Annotated in this window: 17 protein-coding genes and 1 tRNA gene; 15 read left to right on the forward strand and 3 right to left on the reverse strand. The window is 72.0% G+C overall.

Annotated elements, in window-relative coordinates; genetic code table 11:
- Positions 1-150 precede the first annotated feature (150 nt).
- The 11 genes from AB0L25_RS38605 (at position 151) to AB0L25_RS38655 (ending at position 15893) form a co-directional block, all read left to right on the forward strand.
- The gene (locus tag AB0L25_RS38605; RefSeq protein ID WP_500178307.1) at positions 151-1002 is read left to right on the forward strand and encodes a DsbA family protein; all 852 of its coding nucleotides are present in this window, start codon (positions 151-153) and stop codon (positions 1000-1002) included.
- A gap of 41 nt (positions 1003-1043) precedes the next feature.
- Positions 1044-2258, forward strand: a complete 1215-nt coding sequence (gene lgt / locus AB0L25_RS38610) for a prolipoprotein diacylglyceryl transferase (protein WP_500178309.1) — start codon at positions 1044-1046, stop codon at positions 2256-2258.
- A 14-nt stretch (positions 2259-2272) separates the two neighbouring features.
- Positions 2273-2971, forward strand: a complete 699-nt coding sequence (locus AB0L25_RS38615; protein ID WP_500178311.1) for a VIT1/CCC1 transporter family protein — start codon at positions 2273-2275, stop codon at positions 2969-2971.
- 111 nt (positions 2972-3082) lie between these two features.
- Positions 3083-3880 carry a hypothetical protein gene (locus AB0L25_RS38620; protein ID WP_500178312.1) on the forward strand — a complete coding sequence of 266 codons (798 nt, stop codon included), beginning with the start codon at positions 3083-3085 and terminating at the stop codon, positions 3878-3880.
- Between the two features lie 82 nt (positions 3881-3962).
- Complete coding sequence (locus AB0L25_RS38625; RefSeq protein ID WP_500178314.1) at positions 3963-5339, forward strand: hypothetical protein; 1377 nt, start codon at positions 3963-3965, stop codon at positions 5337-5339.
- Between the two features lie 364 nt (positions 5340-5703).
- Positions 5704-10281, forward strand: a complete 4578-nt coding sequence (gene gltB / locus AB0L25_RS38630) for a glutamate synthase large subunit (RefSeq protein ID WP_500178315.1) — start codon at positions 5704-5706, stop codon at positions 10279-10281.
- Between the two features lie 17 nt (positions 10282-10298).
- Positions 10299-11765, forward strand: coding sequence for a glutamate synthase subunit beta (locus AB0L25_RS38635; RefSeq protein ID WP_500178317.1), 1467 nt, complete (start codon positions 10299-10301; stop codon positions 11763-11765).
- Between the two features lie 96 nt (positions 11766-11861).
- Positions 11862-12281 (forward strand): helix-turn-helix transcriptional regulator, encoded by a 420-nt coding sequence (locus AB0L25_RS38640; protein ID WP_500178318.1) that lies wholly within the window; start codon positions 11862-11864, stop codon positions 12279-12281.
- A gap of 75 nt (positions 12282-12356) precedes the next feature.
- Positions 12357-12809 (forward strand): VOC family protein, encoded by a 453-nt coding sequence (locus AB0L25_RS38645; protein ID WP_500178320.1) that lies wholly within the window; start codon positions 12357-12359, stop codon positions 12807-12809.
- 210 nt (positions 12810-13019) lie between these two features.
- A complete protein-coding gene (locus tag AB0L25_RS38650; protein ID WP_500178321.1) occupies positions 13020-14945 on the forward strand; it encodes a M48 family metallopeptidase in 1926 nt (641 codons plus the stop codon).
- 90 nt (positions 14946-15035) lie between these two features.
- Positions 15036-15893 (forward strand): hypothetical protein, encoded by an 858-nt coding sequence (locus tag AB0L25_RS38655; protein WP_500178323.1) that lies wholly within the window; start codon positions 15036-15038, stop codon positions 15891-15893.
- Here AB0L25_RS38655 and AB0L25_RS38660 read toward each other — a convergent pair.
- The gene (locus AB0L25_RS38660) at positions 15890-16594 is read right to left on the reverse strand and encodes a helix-turn-helix transcriptional regulator (RefSeq protein ID WP_500178325.1); all 705 of its coding nucleotides are present in this window, start codon (positions 16592-16594) and stop codon (positions 15890-15892) included. The genes AB0L25_RS38655 and AB0L25_RS38660 overlap by 4 nt on opposite strands.
- 68 nt (positions 16595-16662) lie before the next feature.
- On the opposite strand from AB0L25_RS38660, the gene AB0L25_RS38665 reads away from it, so the two are divergent.
- Positions 16663-17223 (forward strand): type 1 glutamine amidotransferase domain-containing protein, encoded by a 561-nt coding sequence (locus AB0L25_RS38665; protein WP_500178327.1) that lies wholly within the window; start codon positions 16663-16665, stop codon positions 17221-17223.
- Between the two features lie 88 nt (positions 17224-17311).
- Positions 17312-18742 (forward strand): pyruvate kinase, encoded by a 1431-nt coding sequence (pyk, locus tag AB0L25_RS38670; protein ID WP_500178329.1) that lies wholly within the window; start codon positions 17312-17314, stop codon positions 18740-18742.
- Positions 18743-18817: 75 nt separating this feature from the next.
- On the opposite strand, the gene AB0L25_RS38675 is transcribed toward pyk, so the two are convergent.
- Together AB0L25_RS38675 and AB0L25_RS38680 are read right to left on the reverse strand one after the other, a co-directional pair.
- Positions 18818-19603 carry a helix-turn-helix domain-containing protein gene (locus AB0L25_RS38675; RefSeq protein WP_500178331.1) on the reverse strand — a complete coding sequence of 262 codons (786 nt, stop codon included), beginning with the start codon at positions 19601-19603 and terminating at the stop codon, positions 18818-18820.
- 293 nt (positions 19604-19896) lie between these two features.
- Positions 19897-19969: transfer RNA gene (locus tag AB0L25_RS38680), tRNA-Leu, on the reverse strand.
- Between the two features lie 92 nt (positions 19970-20061).
- Here AB0L25_RS38680 and AB0L25_RS38685 point away from each other — a divergent pair.
- Together AB0L25_RS38685 and AB0L25_RS38690 are read left to right on the forward strand one after the other, a co-directional pair.
- On the forward strand, positions 20062-20664 hold the full coding sequence (locus AB0L25_RS38685) for an ANTAR domain-containing response regulator (protein WP_500178333.1): 603 nt from the start codon (positions 20062-20064) through the stop codon (positions 20662-20664).
- A 306-nt stretch (positions 20665-20970) separates the two neighbouring features.
- Positions 20971-22131, forward strand: a complete 1161-nt coding sequence (locus AB0L25_RS38690) for a branched-chain amino acid ABC transporter substrate-binding protein (RefSeq protein ID WP_500178335.1) — start codon at positions 20971-20973, stop codon at positions 22129-22131.
- Positions 22132-22190 lie beyond the last annotated feature (59 nt).

A 22190-nucleotide genomic window follows, 5' to 3' on the forward strand; every position in this document is an offset into this window, starting at 1 on the left:
TGCCTGCCCGCCGGGCCCGCCGTATCTGCCGCGGCGCGCCGCACGCTCCGCGAACACGGAGCGTGCGGCGCGCGTCGCAGCGTGTGGGGAAGGTCTCCCGTCGGTACGCTCGACCTGCTGCGACAGTCAGGCCGATCGGGGGATCGAAGCATGGCCGACAACGAACGTTCCGCACGCCGCCGGCTCGCGGACGAACGTGCACGGGACGCCGCCCGCACGAAGCGCAGGCGGGCGCTCCTGGTGCTGCTCGGCGCCGTCGCGGCGGCGGCCGTCGTGGTCGCCGTCGTCGTGATGGTGACCGGCCGCCAGGACGGGCCCGACCCCGTCGCCGAGTACGACGGCCCGCTCGCGCCCGCCACGCGGCAGCAGGACGGGTCGATCGCGATGGCGAAGCAGGGCGTGGCCGCGCCCGTCCTGGAGATCTACGAGGACTTCCAGTGCCCCGCCTGCCGCGCCATGGAGGACAGCCTCGGCGCGACGGTCAAGGAACTGGCCGCCGAGGGCCGGGTGAAGGTCGTCTACCGGCCGTTCCAGCTCTTCCAGCAGGACCCGCTGATGTCGAACTCGCGCCGCGCCGCGAACGCCGCCGCGTGCGCGCCCGCGGACAAGTGGGTGGCCTACCACGACAAGTTGTTCACCCACCAGCCGCCGGAGGGCGACGAGGGTTTCACGCACGACCAGCTCGTCACCTGGGCGTCCGAGGTCGGCATCACCGGGCAGCCGTTCGAGACCTGCGTCCGGCGGATGCAGAAGATCGAGGAGGTCGAGAACGCCACCGCGGCCGCCGGGCGCGCCGGCGTCGACTCCACCCCGTACCTGGCGCTGAACGGCCGCAAGCTCACCGGTGAGGCGCTCACTCCGGAGGGGCTGCGCGACGCCGTCGCCGACGCGCAGGGCCGCACCCCGACACCGACCGGCAGCGCGTCCGGCGACATGTCCGGCAACGCCTCCGGAACGGGACGCGGCGCCGCCGGAACCGGCAACGCGGCGATGCGGGCATAGCGGGGCACGTGAGCGCGCCGGAGGCGGTAACGTCAACGCTCATGCAGCCGCTCGCCTACATCCCGAGTCCCTCGCAGGGCGTCTGGCACCTCGGGCCCGTCCCGATCCGCGCCTACGCCATCATGATCATCATCGGCATCGTCGTCGCCGTATGGCTGGGCGAGCGGCGCTGGGCCGCCAAGGGCGGCCAGCCCGGCACGGTCATCGACGTGGCGGTGTGGGCCGTGCCGTTCGGCCTGGTGGGCGGTCGGCTCTACCACGTGCTGACCGACTACCAGCGGTACTTCGGCGCGGACGGCGACCCGATGCGGGCGCTGGAGATCTGGGAGGGCGGGCTCGGCATCTGGGGCGCGGTCGCGCTCGGCGCGGTCGGCGCCGCCATCGGCTGCCGGACGCGCGGCGTGTCCCCGCTCGCGATGGCGGACGCCGTCGCGCCCGGCATCGCGCTCGCGCAGGCGATCGGCCGCTGGGGCAACTACTGGAACCAGGAGCTGTACGGGCGGCCCCTGGACGCCTTCTGGGCGCTGGAGATCGACCAGGACAACCGGCCCCGGCTGGCGGACGGCCTCACCCTCGACCCCGAGTACGCCGACATCGCCACCTACCACCCGACGTTCCTCTACGAGTCGCTGTGGTGCCTGGGCGTCGCCGTGCTGGTCATCTGGGCGGGCCGCCGCTTCAAGCTCACCCACGGCCGCGCGTTCGCGCTGTACGTCGCCGGGTACACGGTGGGCCGGTTCTGGATCGAGTCGCTGCGCATCGACGACGCCCACGAGATCCTCGGCATGCGGCTGAACAACTGGACGTCGATCGTCGTGTTCCTCGCGGCCGTCGCCTACCTGTACTTCGCCCGCAACCGCACCGGCACGGAGAACGTCGGCGCCGCGCCCGCCGGGGACGCCCCGGGCGGCGCCCCGGAGAAGCGGGCCGACGGCGCGTCAGCGACGGCCGCGGGCGAGGACGGCGTCGCCGCGAAGCCGGAGAAGCCGGCCGGGCCCGGGGACGACGCCCCCGAGGCCGAGGCGGCGAAGGACGAGCCGGCGGACGACGCCCCGAAGGACACGCCGGCGGACGACCCGAAGGACGAGGCGCCCGAGGACGACCGTCCGGCCGACGCGGTCACCGACGCGGACGACCCGGAGACGGACGACCCGGAGGATGGGAAGCCCGACAGCGGGAAGGCCGAGGACGTCGAGGACGGGGCGGCCGCGGACGGCGAGCCCGAGGACGCCCGGTCCGTCAAGGACGGCAAGTAGGGGTGACCTGACCGGTGACGGCGGAGAACCATCACGAGCACCGCGACGTCACCGGCGGCTGGCTGCGGCCCGCCGTGTTCGGCGCCATGGACGGCCTGGTCTCCAACTTCGCGCTGATCGCGGGCATCGCGGGCGGGTCCGGGAGCCAGAAGGTGGTGCTGCTCGCGGGCCTGGCGGGGCTCGCCGCCGGGGCGTTCTCGATGGCGGCCGGGGAGTACATCTCCGTGGCGTCCCAGTCGGAGCTGGCCGAGGCCGAGATCGAGATCGAGCGGCTCGAGCTGGCCCGGCACCCGATCTCCGAGCAGCGGGAACTGGCGCAGGTCTTCGAGGCGCGCGGGGTGGACCCCGAGACGGCCGCCGAGGTCGCGCGGCAGCTGTCGCGCGACCCCGACGAGGCCCTCGAGGTGCACGCCAAGGAGGAGATCGGCGTGGCGCCGGGCGAGCTGCCGTCCCCGCTGCTGGCGGCCGGCTCGTCGTTCCTGTCGTTCGCGGTGGGGGCGCTGCTGCCCGTCCTGCCGTACCTGCTGGGCGCGACGTCGCTGTGGCCGGCCGCGGTGGTCGCCGCGCTGGGCCTGTTCGGCGCCGGGGCGCTGGTGTCGCGGGTGACGACGCGCGCCTGGTGGTTCGGCGGGCTGCGGCAGCTCGCGTTCGGCGCGGCGGCCGCGGCGATCACCTACGGGGTGGGCGCGCTCATCGGAACCAACGGCGTGTAGCCGGGACGCGCGAAGGCGGCGCGGCCTCCGAAACGTGACCTTGGGCCATCCCGGCGGACAAAACCTCCTTTCCGGCCCGCGAGGTGCGGTCCGACCGCTAAGCTCCCGGGCGTGATCGAGGCACGTGACACTGGTTCCCCCGGGACGGCGCCCAAGGGCGGGCGGGACTTCCGGCCGGAAGGCGGCGGCAAGTCCGGTTCGAAGCGTCCCGCTCCCAAGCTGCTGTTCGGCGCGGCCGCCGCGCTCGTCGTGGTGGCCGTCGCGGTCGTGGCGGTCGTCCTGCTGACGGGCGGCGGTGAGGAGAAGGCGCCGCCGGTCGCGAAGGTCGTGCCGACGGCCTACACCCCGGACTACAACGGGCCCGGGTTCACCAAGATCGCCTCGCGGGAGGCGGACCAGCGGGCGATCACCGAGGCCGAGGCGTTCGGCGGGTCGGCCAAGAGCGTCGCGAGCGGCCCGTACACGTTCACGCAGGCCGGCGCCGAGCTCACCGACTGCAAGAGCGCCGCCTGGGGCGACCGCCTCCAGCAGGACCTGGCCGCGCACGGCTGCACGCAGATCGGCCGCGCCGCCTACGTCAGCGCCGACAAGAAGCTGCTCGGCCAGTTCATCGTGGTCAACATGAAGGACAAGGCCGGCGCCGACCAGATCATGCGGACGCTCGACCCGGCGACGAACGCCGGCTGGATCGTCCCGCTGAACCCCGAGGGCGCCCCCGCCTTCGGGAAGGGGTTCAGCGCCGCCTACGCCCGCAACTACGGCCACTACGCCGTGATCACCTGGGTGCAGCGGGCCGGCGGCGGGCAGCCCGCGTCGCTCAACGAGATGATCGACGTGAGCCTGGCCGTCGAGAAGCCCGCCGACTTCCTGTGGGCGCGGCTCGGCCTGGCCGACGAGGCCGCCCGGTGACGCGGGCCGTGCGGGCGCGCCGGACGCCGATGCGGGCCGGGACGCGCGTGTCACCGGCGCTCGGCGAGTAGTCTGCGCGGTCGTGGAGTCCGATGAGCCCGGCCGCCGCCCCGGCGGCCCCCGCCGCGCCCCGATGAGCCGACCCGCCCGGCGCCAGCCCCCGCCGCGCCGCACGTCCGGACGGACGGGCGCGGCGCCGCGGCGGCCCCGCCCGCCGAACGGCCCGGCCCGCGGCGGCCGTCCCGGCCCCGCCCCGCGCCCGGTCCCGTACCCGGAGCCCGGCTACGGCGATCAGGGGTACGCCGACCCCGGCTACGCCGATCAGGGCTATGCCGATCAGGGGTACGCGGATCCCGGGTACGTCGATCAGGGTTACGCCGGCCACGGGCACGACGCGGGATACCCGGACCCCGGCGGCTACCAGGAGGCCCCGTACGCGCAGGAGCCGCCCGCCGCCGCGCCGCGTCGAGGCGGGCGCCCCGCCGGCGGACGTCCCGGAACCGGGGCGGGCAAGACCGGCCAGGGCAAGAGCAGGGGCAAGGGCGCCGCCAAGAACGCCAGGAACGCGAAGAACGGCAAGGGCGTGAAGGCGCCCAAGAGCGCCCAGGGCCCGAATGCGCGCAAGGGCGGGAAGGGGCGCCCTGCGGGCGGACCCGTTCCCAAGCCCGGACCGGGCGGGCTCGCGTCGCGCGCCGGGCAGTCGGTGGCACAGGGGCTCGCCGCGCTCGGGCCGAAGGCGTACTTCGCCGCCGCCGGAGCGCTGGCGGCCGTGGTCCTGCTCGGGTTCGGCGCGCTGGCCGTCGCGAGCGGGGCCGACGGCGACGACGCGCGCGGCGCGGCGCTGCCGCCGGTGGGCAACGCGGCGGAGACGGGCCTGTCGCCGACGTCGTACTCGAGTTCGCCGTCGTCGGACGCGTACGCGGGGATCGCCGCCCGGCAGGCGGACGCGAAGCCGCTGACGCTGGACGAGGCGTTCCCGAAGGACGCGCGGTCCCTGACCGTCCCCGGGAGCGAGATCGAGCTGGAACTGGCGGAGAAGAAGCTCGACGGCGACTGCGCCGCCGCGGTGTGGGGCGCGAGCGTGGCCGCCGATCTGCGCCGGGGCGGCTGCACCCAGGCCGTCCGCGGCCTGTACGCCGACACCGACGGCGGTTACGGCATGGCGGTCGCGGTGTTCAACCTGGCGTCGGCGGCGGACGCCGACCGGTTCGTCGCGACGCTCGGCGAGGTGCGCGGCGGCGGGTTCGTCCGGCCGCTTCCGGTCGAGGGGCCCGCGGCGGAGTTCGGCGCGGGTTTCGGCATGGCGCGCGGGCTCGCGCAGGGCCACTTCGCGGTGGTGTCGTGGGCGGCGCGGCTGGACGGCAAGGGCGACGCGGCGGACGAGGCGCTGCTGTCGATGCTGATCGAGGGCGGGAAGGCCCCGGCCGTCCTGGCCCGCGCGGCCGGCGCGTCCGGCTGACCGCGGGCGCGTCCGGCTGACGGCGGCGCGGGCGGCCCGGACCGCCGTCCGGCCGCGGAATCGGCGCCGGCCGGAATGAAACCGGTCGGGGCGGTCGTTTGAACCCGCGCGATTGCGGTTCAAACGTCGTGTTCCGGTGATGATCCTCACCCGGTCGCGCGGAACGTCGTGCCCGGTGGGAGCCGGTAATCTGGTCTAAACCAGTGAGATGTCGCGTGCCGATCCGCGCTGAGAAGTTTCGCGATCCGCCACAGTCGGGCATGATCCCGGCAGTGATGTAATGTCATCTCACCGCAGCAGGGCCAACGTCGTCCCGGCTTGCACTGACCTCAGAAGCAGTGACACGACGACGACGGGAGGGTTGATGGCTGCTGCTGCCCTCACACCGGGCCGCCCCCGCCACCAGGGTCTCTACGACCCGGCCAACGAGCACGACGCCTGCGGTGTCGGAATGGTGGCGGATCTGCACGGCCGTGGAAGCCACGACATCGTTCAGAACGCCCTGACCGTCCTGAAGAACCTCGACCACCGCGGTGCCGTGGGCGCCGAACCGGACGACGGCGACGGGGTCGGCATCATGCTGCAGATCCCGGACGCGTTCTTCCGGGAGGTGTGCGGCTTCGCGCTGCCCGAGGCGGGCGCGTACGCGGCCGGCATCGCGTTCCTGCCGGTCGACGCCGACGAGCGCGCCGCCGCGATCGCGCACGTGGAGACGCTGTGCGTCGAGGAGGGGCTGACCGTCCTCGGCTGGCGCGAGCTGCCGACCGATCCCGCGTTCGCCGGGCCCGCCGCGCGCCGCGCCATGCCGCACTTCGCGCAGCTGTTCCTGCGGGCCGCCGACGGCGGTCCGCACGCCGGCAAGACGGGCGTCGAGCTGGACCGCGTGGTGTTCTGCATGCGCGAGCGCGCCGAGCAGGACGTCCGGGTCTACTTCCCGAGCCTGTCCAGCCGGACGATCGTCTACAAGGGGATGCTGACGACCCCGCAGCTGGAGCCGTTCTTCCCCGACCTGTCGGACCGCCGGTTCACCAGCGCGATCGCGCTCGTGCACTCGCGGTTCTCCACCAACACGTTCCCGGCGTGGGAGCTGGCGCACCCGTTCCGGTTCATCGCGCACAACGGCGAGATCAACACGGTCAAGGGGAACCGGAACTGGATGCGGGCCCGCGAGGCGCTGCTGAAGTCCGACCTGATCCCCGGCGACCTGTCCCGCATCTACCCGGTGATCGACATCGAGGCGTCCGACACCGCGTCGTTCGACGAGTGCCTGGAGCTGCTGCACCTCGGCGGCCGGTCGCTGCCGCACGCCGTCCTGATGATGATCCCCGAGGCGTGGGAGAACCACACCGAGATGGACCCGGACCGCCGGGCCTTCTACGAGTTCCACTCCACCCTCATGGAGGCCTGGGACGGCCCCGCGAGCGTGAGCTTCACCGACGGCACCGTCGTCGGCGCCGTCCTGGACCGCAACGGGCTCCGCCCCGGCCGGTACTGGGTGACCGACGACGGCCTCGTCGTCCTCGCCAGCGAGGCCGGCGTCCTCGACATCCCCGCGAGCAAGGTCGTCCGCAAGGGCCGCCTGCAGCCCGGGAAGATCTTCCTCGTGGACACCGCCGCCGGGCGGATCGTCGAGGACGACGAGGTCAAGGCCGAGCTCGCCGCCGAGCACCCCTACGCGCAGTGGCTGCACGAGGGCCTCGTCCGGTTCGAGGAACTGCCGCGCCGGGAGCGGGAGATCCCGACGCACGACACGCTCGTCAAGCGGCAGCAGACCTTCGGGTACACCCTCGAAGAGCAGCGGATCATCCTCAGCCCGATGGCGAAGACGGGCGCGGAGCCGATCGGCTCGATGGGCACCGACACCCCGATCGCGGTGCTGTCGGAGCGGCCGCGCCTGCTGTTCGACTACTTCAAGCAGCAGTTCGCACAGGTCACCAACCCGCCGCTGGACGCCATCCGCGAGGAGCTCGTCACCTCGCTGCAGTCCACGCTCGGCCCCGAGGGCAACCTGCTGGAGCCCGGCCCGGACTCGTGCCGCCGGCTCGTGCTGCCCACCCCGATCCTGGACAACGACGAACTCTCCAAGATCATCCACATCGACGACGAGGGGTCCCTGCCGCACCTGCAGGCCCACGTCGTCCACGGCCTCTACGACGTCGCCGGCGGGGGAGAGGCCCTGCAGGCCCGCCTGGAGGAGATCAACGGCGAGGTCAGCCGCGCCATCGGCGCCGGCGCGCGGATCATCGTGCTGTCCGACCGCGGCGCCGACTCCGCCCGCGCCGCGATCCCGGCGCTGCTGCTCACCGGCTCGGTCCACCACCACCTGATCCGGGAGAAGACCCGGACGCGGGTCGGCCTGGTCATCGAGACCGGCGAGGCCCGCGAGTGCCACCACATGGCGCTGCTCATCGGGTACGGCGCGTCCGCGATCAACCCCTACCTCGCCATCGAGACCGTCGAGGACCTCGTCCGCGGCGGCGTCATCGCGAGCGACGGGCTCGACGAGGCCCGGCTCACCGAGAACCAGGCCGTCCGCAACCTCGTCAAGGCGTACGGCAAGGGCGTCCTGAAGGTCATGTCGAAGATGGGCGTGTCCACGGTCGCGTCCTACACCGGCGCGCAGATCTTCGAGGCGATCGGGCTCGGCGCCGAGGTCGTCGACCGCTGCTTCACCGGCACGGTCTCCCGGCTCGGCGGCGTCGGCTTCGACGTCCTCGCCCGCGAGGTCGCCGAGCGGCACCGCCGCGCCTACCCGGCCGGCGGCAACGAGCTCGCGCACCGCACCCTCGAGGTCGGCGGCGAGTACCAGTGGCGCCGCGAGGGCGAGCCGCACCTGTTCAGCCCGGACACCGTGTTCAAGCTGCAGCACGCCACCCGCACCCGCCGCTACGAGATCTTCAAGGAGTACACCTCCAAGGTCGACTCGCAGGCCGAGAAGCTGATGACGCTGCGGGGCCTGTTCCAGCTCAAGGAGGGCGCGCGCCCGCCGGTGCCGATCGAGGAGGTCGAGCCCGTCTCGGAGATCGTCAAGCGGTTCTCCACCGGCGCGATGTCCTACGGGTCCATCTCCGCCGAGGCCCACGAGACCCTCGCGATCGCGATGAACCGCCTCGGCGGCAAGTCCAACACCGGCGAGGGCGGCGAGGACCCGGCGCGGTTCACCCCGGACGAGAACGGCGACCTGCGGCGCAGCGCCATCAAGCAGGTCGCGTCCGGCCGGTTCGGCGTCACCTCCGAGTACCTCACCAACGCCGACGACATCCAGATCAAGATGGCGCAGGGCGCCAAGCCCGGCGAGGGCGGGCAGCTGCCCGGCCACAAGGTGTACCCGTGGATCGCCAAGACTCGGCACTCCACGCCCGGCGTCGGCCTCATCTCGCCGCCGCCGCACCACGACATCTACTCGATCGAGGACCTCGCCCAGCTCATCCACGACCTCAAGAACGCCAACCCGTCCGCGCGGGTGCACGTCAAGCTCGTCGCGGAGATGGGCGTCGGCACGGTCGCGGCCGGGGTGTCGAAGGCGCACGCCGACGTCGTCCTGATCTCCGGGCACGACGGCGGCACCGGCGCGTCGCCGCTGACGTCCCTCAAGCACGCCGGGACGCCTTGGGAGCTCGGCCTCGCCGAGACGCAGCAGACGCTGCTGCTCAACGGGCTGCGCGACCGCATCGTAGTGCAGACCGACGGGCAGATGAAGACCGGCCGCGACGTCGTCGTCGCCGCCCTCCTCGGCGCCGAGGAGTACGGCTTCGCGACCGCGCCGCTGGTGGTGTCCGGCTGCATCATGATGCGGGTCTGCCACCTCGACACCTGCCCCGTCGGCGTCGCCACCCAGAACCCGGTGCTGCGGCAGCGGTTCTCCGGCAAGCCCGAGTTCGTCGTCAACTTCTTCGAGTTCGTCGCCGAGGAGGTCCGCGAGTACCTCGCCGCGCTCGGATTCCGCTCGCTGGACGAGGCGATCGGGCACGTCGAGATGCTCGACACCCGCGACGCCGTCGAGCACTGGAAGGCGTCCGGCCTGGACCTGGCGCCGATCCTGCACGCGCCCGAGACGCCCTACGGGGACGCGCTGCGGTGCGTCGGCGAGCAGGACCACGGGCTCGAGAAGGCCCTCGACAACACGCTGATCCAGCTCGCCGAGGGCGCCCTCGCCTACGGCGACAAGGTCACCCTCGACCTGCCGATCCGCAACGTCAACCGCACCGTCGGGACCATGCTCGGCCACGAGCTCACCCGCAAGTGGGGCGGCGACGGGCTGCCCGACGACACCATCGACGTCACCTTCACCGGCTCGGCGGGCAACTCGTTCGGAGCGTTCGTGCCGCGCGGCGTCACCCTCCGGCTCGTCGGCGACGCCAACGACTACGTCGGCAAGGGCCTGTCCGGCGGACGGCTCACGCTGCGCGCCCCGGACGACGCGGCGTTCACCGCCGAGGAGCAGATCATCGGCGGCAACGTCATCCTGTACGGCGCGACGTCCGGCGAACTGTTCGCCGCCGGCGTCGTCGGCGAACGGTTCTGCGTCCGCAACTCCGGCGCCACCGCCGTCGTCGAGGGCGTCGGCGACCACGCCTGCGAGTACATGACCGGCGGCCGCGCCGTCATCCTCGGCGGCACCGGGCGCAACCTCGCGGCCGGCATGTCCGGCGGCGTCGCCTACGTGCTCGACCTGGTACCCGAGCGGGTCAACGGCGAGATGGTCGACCTCGAACCCCTGGACGCCGACGACGTCGCGTTCGTCCGCGGGCTCGTCGAGCGGCACCTCGCCGAGACCGGCTCCGCGCTCGCCCGGCGCCTGCTGGACGACTGGGACGCCGTCGCGACCCGCTTCACCAAGATCATGCCGCGCGACTACCGGCGCGTCCTGACCGCCATGGCCGAGGCCGAGGCGCAGGGCCGGGACGTCGACGAGGCCGTCATGGCCGCCGCCCAGGCCTGAGAGAGGGGGATTCCCACATGGCCGACCCGAAGGGTTTCCTGACCGTTTCGCGGGAGCTCCCGAAGCGCCGCCCGGTCGACGTCCGCATCAAGAGCTGGTCGGAGGTCTACGAGAACTTCGGCAACGACAAGCTCGAGAAGCAGGCGAGCCGCTGCATGGACTGCGGCATCCCGTTCTGCCATCAGGGCTGCCCGCTCGGCAACCTCATCCCCGAGTGGAACGACCTCGTCTACCGCAAGGACTGGCACGAGGCGATCGAGCGGCTCCACGCCACCAACAACTTCCCGGAGTTCACCGGGAGGCTCTGCCCCGCCCCGTGCGAGAGCGCCTGCGTCCTCGGCATCAACCAGGACCCGGTCACCATCAAGCGGGTCGAGGTCGAGATCATCGACCGCGCCTTCGCCGAGGGCTGGGTCCGGCCGCAGCCGCCCGCCGTCAAGACCGGCAAGAAGGTCGCGGTCGTCGGCTCCGGCCCCGCCGGCCTCGCCGCCGCCCAGCAGCTCACCCGCGCCGGGCACGACGTCACCGTCTACGAGCGCGCCGACCGGATCGGCGGCCTGCTCCGCTACGGCATCCCCGAGTTCAAGATGGAGAAGCGGCACGTCGACCGCCGCATCGCCCAGATGCGCGCCGAAGGCACCGAGTTCCGCACCTCCGTGAACATCGGCGTCGACGTCACCGCCGACGAGCTGCGCGCCGGCCACGACGCCGTCGTCCTCGCCGGCGGCGCCACCGCCTGGCGCGACCTGCCCGTCCCCGGACGCGAACTCGGCGGCGTCGTCCAGGCCATGGAGTACCTGCCGCCCGCCAACAAGGTGCAGGAGGGCGACTTCCCCGAGTCGCCGATCGACGCCGCGGGCAAGCACGTCGTCGTCATCGGCGGCGGCGACACCGGCGCCGACTGCATCGGCACCGCGATCCGGCAGGGCGCCGCGTCCGTCACCCAGCTCGAGATCATGCCGCGGCCCCCGGAGTCCCGCCCGGACGCCCAGCCGTGGCCGACCTACCCGATGCTGTTCAAGATGGAGAGCGCCCACGAGGAGCTCGCCGACCAGGGCGGCGACCGGCTCTACGCCGTCTCCACCACCGCGTTCCTGGGGGACGAGGACGGCAACGTCCGCGCCCTCCAGATCGTCGAGGTGGGCGGTCCCGAGACCGGCTTCCAGCCGATCGAGGGCACCGAACGCGAGATCCCCGCGCAGCTCGTCACCCTCGCCATGGGCTTCCTCGGCCCGCAGCGCGAGGGCCTCCTCGAGCAGCTCGGCGTCGACCTGGACCAGCGCGGCAACGTCGTCCGCGACAAGGACTACAAGACGTCCGTGGACGGCGTCTACGTCGCCGGCGACATGGGCCGCGGCCAGTCGCTGATCGTCTGGGCGATCGCCGAGGGCCGCGCCGCCGCGCACGGCGTCGACGCGCACCTCACCGGCCGCACGTCGCCGCTGCCGTACCCGATCCCGCCCACCGCCCGTCCCATCGCCTGACGGGACGCCCGGCGGACCGGCCGACGGACCCGAAGAGGCCCCGGAGCACCCGCTCCGGGGCCTCCCGTGTCCGACGGGCGTGCCAGCATGGGCGGCATGACCACCGCGACGTCCGGCCCGGACCTGACCGCCCTGCGCCGCCTCCGGCTCGCCAAGGACGTCATGGACCGCGACTGGGCCGACCCCATCGACGTCGCCGCCGTCGCCGCCCGCGCCGGATACTCCCGCCACCACTTCGTCCGGCTGTTCGGCGACGTCTACGGCGAGACGCCCGGCCGGTACCTCGCCCGCCGCCGCATCGAACGCGCCCAGGATCTCCTGCGCACCGCCAACCTCACCGTCACCGAGATCTGCATGCTCGTCGGCTTCACCTCCCTCGGCACCTTCTGCACCCGGTTCAAGGAGCAGGCCGGCATGACGCCCACCGAGTACCGCCGCGCCTCCCGCGGCCCCGCGACGTCCGCCGTCCCCGGCTGCTTCGTGCTGCTGTGGGCCGGAGGATTCGCCGGACGCTGAGCAATTTTCGAGAAGGCCGCCGGGCACCCCCCTCCCTAGAGTCCAGGCATCGACCCTGCTCGGAAGGGAACCACCATGATCACCAAACTCGGTCTCGCCACCGTCTGGTGCCTCGACCAGGACGCCGCCAAGAGCTTCTTCACCGGCAAGCTCGGCCTCGAGGTCCGCGACGACATCACCCTCGGCGAGGGCGGCATGCGCTGGATCACCGTCGGCGCGAAGGACCAGCCCGACCTCGGCCTCACCCTCATGGTCCCCGGCCCGCCCACCATGGACGCCGAATCCGGCGAGCAGATGAAGAAGCTCATCGCCAAGGGCGTCCTCGGCGCCGGCGCCTTCCACACCGACGACTGCCAGGCCGAATACGAACGCCTCGCCGCCGCGGGCGTCGAGTTCGTCCAGAAGCCCGAACGGCGCCCCTACGGCGTCGAGGCCGTCTTCCGCGACGACTCCGGAAGCTGGTACAGCCTCACCCAGCCCTTCGACCGGCTCGACGAGTCCGCCTCCTGGGGCGACTGCGTCGGCTGATCCCGGACGAACGCCGCGCGGGCCCCGAACCGCCTCGGGCCCCGCGCGGCTCCGCCCCACCTCCCGGCCTCGCCTCCCGGCCGCGTCGCCCGGCCGTCGAGCAGAGATCACGTCGTCACCGGCCCGAGACCGAAACGTCCGGGTGGACCGCTAACGTCCACGCCACCCCGACGAACGTTCCCTCGGGAACCCGCACCGATGAGACCACAAGTGAAGACAACGCTCCGGGCGGCCCTCGCCGTCGCCCTGCTGGCCGGGTACTACGTGCTCGCCCTCGCCGTGCTCGCCCTGGCCGCGGTCGCCGCCGTACTGGCCGTCCGCAACCCGTCCCTCGGCACCGTGAACCTCACCATCGTGACGTTCGTCCTGGCGGGCGCGCTCCTCGGCGCCCTCGTCCGGACGGCACGGCACCGCGCCGGACCGCCCGGCGGGCTACCGGTGTCCCGCACCGACGAACCGGCCCTGTGGAACGAGATCGACGCCCTCGCCGCCCGGGTCGGCACCCGCCCCCCGGACGACGTCCGGCTCGTCCCCGACGTCAACGCCGCGGTCGCCGAACGCACCCGCCGGCTCGGCCTCGCCGCCGGACCACGCCACATGATCATCGGTATGCCGCTCCTGGAGACGCTCACCGTCGCCGAGCTCCGCGCCGTCCTCGGGCACGAACTGGGCCACTTCAGCGGCCGCCACACCCGCCTCGGCGGCATCACCTACCGCGGCGCCGTCGCGCTGCGCCACACCTCCGCCGCCCTCCGGTCCGACGACACCTTCGCCACCGCACTCCGCAAAATCTTCGAGGGCTACGCCAAGATCTACTTCCGGGTGTCGCTGGCCGTGCGGCGCGCCCAGGAGATCGAGGCCGACCGGTTCATGGTCGAGGTGTCCGGCCGCGACGCCGCCGCCTCCGCACTCCGCACCGTCCGCACCACCGCCGCCGCCTGGGCGTTCTTCCTCGACCGGCACGCCGCCCCCGGCACCCGCTACGGCCTCGCCCCCGCCGACCTGTTCGGCGGATTCCGGGCGCTGCTCGCCGAACCCGCCCGCCAGGACGAACTCCGCAAGATCCTCGCCGAACCGGAGAGCGCCGACCCCTACGACTCCCACCCCGTCCTCACCGACCGCCTCGCCGCCATCGAACGCTGCGCCGAACCCGCCGGCCTCACCCCCGACACCCGCCCCGCCACCGCCCTGCTCGGCGACGCCGACGCCGTCCGCGACGGCTTCCGCACCGCGATGTTCGGCGCCGACGCCACCGTCCTCGACTGGGACGAACTCGCCGCCCGCGGCTTCGCCCTGAGCGCCGCCGAGGACGCCCTGCGCCTGCTCACCGCCGCCGAGCGCGTCACCGGCACCGCCCCCGCCACGCTCGGCACCGTCCTCACCGCCATCGAGACCGGCCACGGCCCCGCCCTCGCCGCCGAACTGAACGGCGGCCGCCCCGACCGATCGGCACAGGCACGGACCGGGATCCTCGCCGCCCACCTGCGCGCCCTGGTCTCCTCCGCCGTCCAGCGCGCCGACGGGGTCACCGTCCGCCGCTCCTGGACCGGCGCCCCCGTCCGCCTCCTCGGACCCGCCGGCACCGAGATCGACCTCGACGACGCCGTCCCCGCCGACCTCGGCCCCGACCATCCCGCCGCGCTCCGCACGGCCCTCGCCGCCTGGGGCGCCGACAACGACCACCGCCCGCCCGCACCCGAACGCGCCGGCATCGACCTCCACGGCGTCCTCCACGGCGTCCAGGACGGCGACGGCGACAACTACGACGCCCTCGTCCTCGACGTCGGCGTCCTCTTCGTGAAGCTCACCATGGCCCAGGCGATGCGCGGCATGCAGTCCGACCTCCCCATCCGCGAACGCGTCCAGCGCCTGCTGGAAAGCTCACCGGGCGAACTCCTCCAGCGTGACGGCAGCTGGCTGCTGGAGGCCGACACCGTCCTGCAGGCGACGATGTGGATCAAGAAGGACACCTGGGTCGCCCGCCTCCTCGTCGCATGGACCGACGACGACGGCGACACGCGGGAAGGCGTCGTACGGATCAAGGGCGTCCAACCCTGCAGCGACCCCGAGACGGCCCGCCGCACCCTGCAGACACTCCTCGGATCACGCCTCACGATGACCGACGAGAAAATCTGAACCCCGGGCCCGGCCGCCGCACCACGGCGCGCCGGGCCCACGGCCGTTTCCTACAAGACCCGCCCCGGACACCGCTCTACGGTGGCCACCATGAAGACCTTGACCAGCGAACACATCGAACGAGCCTGGGAGTTCATGCTCCTCAACGCCCGCGTCATAGACCGCCACCGCTTCGCCCTGCACTTCCACGGCGGCACGCCCGCACCCGTCCTCGCCGCCCTCCGCCCCTACGAGAACCCCGACGGCGGCTACGGCAACGCCCTCGAACCCGACCTGCGCGGCGCAGCCAGCCAGCCCGTCCCCGCCCAGCACGCCCTGGAGATCCTCCACGAGGCCGGCGCCGACGACGACCCCGCCGTCACCCGCATCGCCGACCACCTCGCCACCATCACCACGCCCGACGGCGGAGTGCCGTTCGTCCTGCCGACCGTCCGCGACGCGCCCCGCGCCCCCTGGTGGCAGACCCCCGACGACCCGCCCGCCGCCATCAACCCCACCGCCAGCCTCGCCGGCCTCCTGCACCGCGCCGGCGCCGACCACCCCTGGCTCAAGACCGCCACCGACTTCTGCTGGCGCCACCTCGACCGCACCGGGCTCGAGTTCGGCGCCTACGACGTCCTCGCCGTCCTCACCTTCCTCGACCACGTCCCCGACCGCGACCGCGCCGAGGCCGCGTTCACCCGCCACCGCGACGCCCTCGCCGCCGTCCAGAGCGACCACCACACCGCCCTCGACTTCGCACCCCGCCCCGACGGCCTCGGCGCCCGCCTCCACCCCCGCAACGTCATCGACGCCGAACTCGACGCGCTCGCCGACGCCCAGCGCGACGACGGCGGCTGGGACATCGACTTCCCCGCCTGGACCCCGATCACCCGCCACGAATGGCGCGGCGTCCAGACCGTCGAACGGCTCCTCCTCCTACGGGCCCACGGCCGCCTCGACGGCTAGACCAGGTCGCGGAGCGGCGTGCCCGCCAGGTTCCGGACCTCGTGCGCGAAATGCGCCTGGTCGGCGAACCCCGCCTCGTACGCCGCCTCCGCCGCCGGCCGCCCCGCCCGCACCAGCCGCAACCCCCGCTGGAACCGCAGCACCCGCTGCAACACCTTCGGCCCGTACCCGAACGCCGCCAGCGAACGCCGCCGCAACTGCCGCTCGCTCAACCCCACCGCGTCCGCCACGGCCCCCACCGAACCCCGCGCCAGCCCCGCCACCACCGCCGGGACCAGCGGATCCACCGGCCCCCGCGCCCGCTCCTCGACCGCCCGCACCAGCACCGACCGCCGCTCCCGCGGCCGTCCCGCCGCCGCCACGGCCTCCACGAGCCGGTCCGCCTCCCCGCCCCACAACTCCCGCAGCGACACCCGCACGTCCCGCACCGCGTCCCCCGGCACCCCCAGCACCGGCGGCGCCGCCCCCGGACCGAACCGCACCGCCGCCACCGCGTCGCCCGGCCGCATCACCGCCGGCATCGGCCCCGTGTCCGGACCCGCCACCATGATCTCCGAACCCCACCAGATCAGATCCACGCACCCGTCCGGCACGACCCGCTGCACGACCGGCTCCGCGCCCACCGGCAACGACGCCGACCACGCGCACACCAAACCCGCCGACCCGCGCGCCGGCACCTCCCGATAGTTCGTGGCGTTCACAACACCCTGCATACCACCCCCCGCCGACGGGCACGGCCACAGAAGAACCCGACGAAACGGAGGTCATCATGGCGACCGACCTGCAGGGCGCGACGATCGCGTTCCTCTGCGCCCCCGAAGGCACCGAACAGGTCGAGCTGACCGAACCCTGGACGGCCATCGAGCAGGCGGGCGGCACGCCCCGCCTCGTCTCCACCCAGACCGGCGAGATCCAGGCGTTCGACCACCTCGACAAGGCGGACACCTTCCCCGTCCACGCCACCGTCGACGACACCGACCACACCGCCTACCAGGCCCTCGTCCTGCCAGGAGGCGTCGCCAACCCCGACTTCCTCCGCATGCAGCCGAAGGCCGTCGAGTTCGCCAGGTCGTTCTTCGACGCCGGCAAGCCCGTCGCCGTCATCTGCCACGGCCCCTGGACGCTCATCGAGGCCGACGTCGTCCGCGGGCGTACGATCACCTCGTGGCCCAGCCTCCAGACCGACCTGCGCAACGCCGGCGCCACGTGGGTCGACGAAGAGGTGAAGATCTGCGAAGGCGGACCCAACGTACTGGTGTCCAGCCGCAAGCCCGACGACCTCAAAGCCTTCTGCCAGGCGGCCGTCGACGCGTTCAAGGCCGTGGTCTAGACCTTGTCCTAGACCAATCGGTGAACCCTGGGGGACCGCATCCTGCAGAAATAACCGTACCCACCAGTAACTAAGTACGGTTGTGACCGTGACCCGTCGAGCGAAAATAGTCAGCACCATCGGCCCCGCCTGCTCCAGCACCGAGCAGATCAACGCCCTCGTGGAAGCCGGCATCGACGTCGCCCGGCTCAACATGAGCCACGGCGACCACGCCACCCACGAAGAGGTCTACCACCGCATCAGGGCCGCCGCCGACGCCACCGGACGCGGCGTCGGCATCCTCGCGGACCTCCAGGGCCCCAAGATCCGCATCGGCCGATTCCCCGACGGCCCCGTCCGCCTCACCCTCGGCGACGAATTCACCATCACCACCGAGGACGTCCCCGGCACCCGCCGCGAAGTCTCCACCACCTACAAGGGCCTCCCCGGCGACGTCTCCGCCGGCGACACCGTCCTCATCGACGACGGCCGCGTCGCCCTCCGCGTCACCGACGTCGACGGCCCCCGCGTCCGCACCACCGTCACCGTCGGCGGCATGGTCTCCGACAACAAGGGCCTCAACCTGCCCGGCGTCCCGGTCAGCGTCCCCGCCCTCACCGACAAGGACGAAGAAGACCTCCGCTGGGCCCTGCGCCTCGGCGTCGACCTCGTCGCCCTCTCCTTCGTCCGCACCCCCGCCGACGCCGACATCTGCTACCAGATCATGGAAGAGGAAGGCGTCCGCGTCCCCCTCATCGGCAAGATCGAGAAGCCGCAGGCCGTCGAACGCCTCCCCGAGATCGTCGCCGCCTTCGACGGCATCATGGTCGCCCGCGGCGACCTCGGCGTCGAACTCCCCCTCGAACAAGTGCCCATCGTCCAGAAGCGCGCCATCGAGCTCTGCCGCGAGAAGGCCCGCCCGGTCATCGTCGCCACCCAGATGCTCGAATCCATGATCTCCGCGCCCCGCCCCACCCGCGCCGAGACCTCCGACGTCGCCAACGCCGTCTTCGAGGGCGCCGACGCCGTCATGCTCTCCGGCGAGACCAGCGTCGGCCAGTACCCCATCGAGTCCGTCCAGACGATGAGCCGCATCGTCTGCACCGCCGAAGAGGCCGCACTCCAGGCCACCCACACCCTCGAGCGCATGCCCGAGACCGTCGGCGGCGCCATCGCCCGCGCCGCCGCCGAGGTCGGCGCCATCGTCGGCGCCGAGGCCCTCGCCGCCTTCACCATGTCCGGCGAAACGGCCCGCCGCCTCTCCCGCTACCGCTCGCCCATCCCGCTCCTCGCGTTCACCTCGGTCCCCGCCGTCCGAGGACGCCTCGCGCACGTCTGGGGAGTCGAGACCTTCATCGTCCCCCAGGTCGACCACACCGACGCGATGTTCGGCCAGGTCGAGCAGGCGCTCCTCGAACTCGGCCGCGCCCAGAAGGGCGACCGCGTCGTCGTCGTCGCGGGCTCGCCCCCCGGCACCCCGGGCTCGACCAACTCCCTGCGCGTCCACATCATCGGCGACGCGATCGGCACCCAGCACTGACCGACCGCCGGGCGGCACCGCGCCGCCCGGCACATCACCACGGGATCTCGATTAGAGCTCGCTCCGGCCAACCCCCTAGTACTTCGGCCCCACGAACTCGTCCAACCGCGCCACCGCCTCCCGCCGCGCCACGGACACGTTCTTTCGGTTCATCTGCCTCCACGCGATCCCGAGCCGGTCCAGCGCGTCCGTGAAGATCTTCTGGATGTCCATGGACTCGTTCGTGAAGTTGTACCGGGGGTACTCGTACCAGCGATCCTCACCTCCGACCGGCCGCCGCACCCGATTCATGCTGCGGCAGCCGTCCGAGTGGATGAGCCCCCGCACGAGCTCCTCGGTGAACTCGTCGGCGATCGCCTGCTGCCAGTCGGCGAGCTCGATCTTCCGTTCGTGTTTCCGCCCTGGCCCGTGCTGTGGGAATAGGCACGGCCAGTGCTTCGATTGGCTCTCTACATCGATCGAGCCCTGGCGGGGTCGCCGGTGGACTTTGGACAGTGGCATGACGGTCGCCATGGCCAGCTCGGCGGCGTCGATGAGCCCCGGCCACGCGGCACTACAACTCAGCGAGAGGCGATAGCAACCTTTGGTGGTCGCCACGATATGTCCATCGCCGAGGTAGACGCCGAGCAGGTACGCGTAACTTCGGCCGTTCAGCAAGCGGCCGTGGCACCGTGGGCAGTCTCGCTTGATGCGACCGTCGTATGGCTCTCCCCAAGAGGGACCGCGCTTGTGACGCCGGATTCCGTACCGCCACTTACGAACCGCAGCGATCGACACGCCGCAGCGACGAGCCACCTCACGGTCCGTCCAGCCTTCCTGGGAGAGCTTCAGAGCCTGCTGAACGATCTCTTCTGGATACATGCGGCAAGTCTTGCTCTCGCCACCGACAGTTTTGGTCGCTAACCGTATGTATAGATATGGCGCGATTGGGGAGCAAAGTGAAGGTCAAGTATCGTAGCGGCCGGTTCTGGGTGCTGTGCGGCGTCGAGCGCCGCGTCCGAGTCGGTCCGCTGCGGTCCGCCGTCCGAATAATGGGCGGGATGCCGGATCTATCGGCGCTGTGCTCTCGAAGGTGGAGGGCCGCGCTCGTTCGAGTATCGCCTCTTCGGAGGTAATGAAAATCGCCGCCTCAGTAGGCGACGATTGAATAAAAGTGCCCCGAGTGGGATTCGAACCCACACTTTATGGATTTTGAGGCCATTTCCTCTGCCGTTGGGATATCGGGGCATTTGTCCTGATAAAACGGACATTTGGTTGTGCTGGCCTGTCGCGCCCCGATAGGGGCGCCGAGGACCAGGGTAGCGCGTCCCGGTAGTCTCGTGCGCGTGACGGAGAGCGCTCGGCGAGTTGTGATCGCAGAAGACGAGGCCCTGATCCGGCTGGACCTCAAGGAGATGCTGCAGGAGGACGGCTACGAGGTCGTGGGCGAGGCCGGGGACGGCGAGGCGGCCGTCCGGCTCGCGTCGGACCTGAAGCCCGATCTGGTGATCCTGGACGTCAAGATGCCGGTGCTCGACGGGATCTCGGCCGCCGAGCGGATCTCGGCCGAGCGGATCGCTCCCGTCGTCATCCTCACCGCGTTCTCGCAGCGGGAGCTGGTGCAGCGCGCCACCGATGCGGGCGCGATGGCCTACCTGGTGAAGCCGTTCTCGAAGACGGACCTGGCGCCGGCGATCGAGATGGCGGTCAGCCGGTACACCGAGATGCGGGCGCTCGAGGCGGAGGTCGCGGGGCTGCAGGAGCGGCTGGAGACGCGCAAGGTCGTCGACCGGGCGAAGGGGCTGCTGCAGGAGGCGCACGGGTGGACGGAGCCCGAGGCGTTCCGGTGGATCCAGAAGACGTCCATGGACCGGCGGCTCACGATGCGGGCCGTCGCCGAGGCGGTCGTCGCCGGTGCGGGCGGGGAGTCCGCCGAGTCCTGACTCCTCTCGTCGTTATTTCGCGCGTTGTCAAGGGCCAATGCGTGTGCGCCGGACCGGCCACATCCGTGACTCTGTGTAATCGTCGCTGTTGGTTGCGCGGATCCCGATGAGCACGGGGGAGTAACGAACGAGTAACCCTTCTATCCGGGGGTGCTGTTCTGTGTCGGGTCCTCGGTGTACGACATAGCTGGTCCCCGAGTGACCGATATCTCCCCATCCACGGGAACATGTCGCGCCCGGGGCCATGACTCGTACCCGATCCCTTCCCGGATCCGGATGGAAAGGCTGGGCACCTTGCGGCGCAACATGATGAGGGTCGCCGGCGCGGTGGCGATGAGCGCGGTGCTCGCGCTCGGCGCCGTGGCGTGCGGCGACGACGGCGGCGGCTCGGGCGACGGCGACTCGATCACGATCGGGTTCATGGGAGACCTGACCGGGGAGAACTCGGGTCTGGTGATTCCGCCCAAGCAGGGCGCCGAGCTGGCGATCGAGCAGTACAACGCCACCAACCCCGAGGTCAAGATCAACCTCAAGACCTATGACAGCCAGGGGAAGCCGGAGCAGGCGACGACGCTGGCGCTGGGCGCGGTGAAGAACGACAAGATCGTCGGGCTGATCGGCCCGGCCTTCTCGGGCGAGTCCCAGAGCGTGGGGCCGATCCTGGAGGAGGCGAAGATCCCGAGCGTGTCGCCGTCGGCGACGAGCATCACGCTCGCGGAGAAGGGCTGGAAGTACTGGCACCGGGTGGTGGCCGACGACGCGGTGCAGAGCACGGGCGCCGCGACCTTCCTGAGCGGCTCGGCGGGCGCGAAGAAGGTCTTCACGGTCCACGACAACCAGGACTACGGCAAGGGCCTGGCCGACGCGATCGGCGCGGCGGTGAAGGCCAAGGGCGTGACGACGCAGACCGACGCGGTGGACGACAACGCGACGGACTACTCGTCGACCGTCAACAAGATCATGGACTTCAAGCCGGACGCGGTGTACTTCGGCGGCTACTACGCGGTGGCGGGGCGCCTGTTCAAGCAGCTGGCGGAGGCCGGCTACGAGGGCAAGATGATGTCGGGCGACGGGTCGCTGGCGAAGGAGCTCATCACGGGCACCGGCCAGGAGAACGCGCAGGGGGCGCTGCTGAGCTGCGGCTGCCTGATCGACACCGCCGGTGAGACGAACGCGAACGCGAAGAAGTTCGCGGACGACTACAAGGCGAAGTTCGGTTCCGAGGTCGCGATCTACTCGACGGAGGGGTACGACGCCGCGACGGCGTTCATCGAGGCCGTGAAGGCCGGCAACACCAAGCCCGAGGAGATCAACGAGTTCCTCAAGACGGTGAGCTTCGACGGGGTCGGGAAGCCGATCAAGTTCGACCAGAACGGTGAGCTGGCCGCGCAGGACATCTTCATCTACGAGGTGCAGGGCAACGTGATCAAGCTCCTCGGCAACGCGAACGAAGCGAAGGTCTCGTAGGGCGTCACCACGCCGTTCGAACGACCTCCCTGATGGCGCGGGAGCGGGAGCGCTACAGC

Origin of the sequence: Spirillospora sp. NPDC052242 (genome assembly GCF_040679555.1) — a bacterium.
Taxonomy (GTDB): Bacteria; Actinomycetota; Actinomycetes; order Streptosporangiales; family Streptosporangiaceae; genus Spirillospora.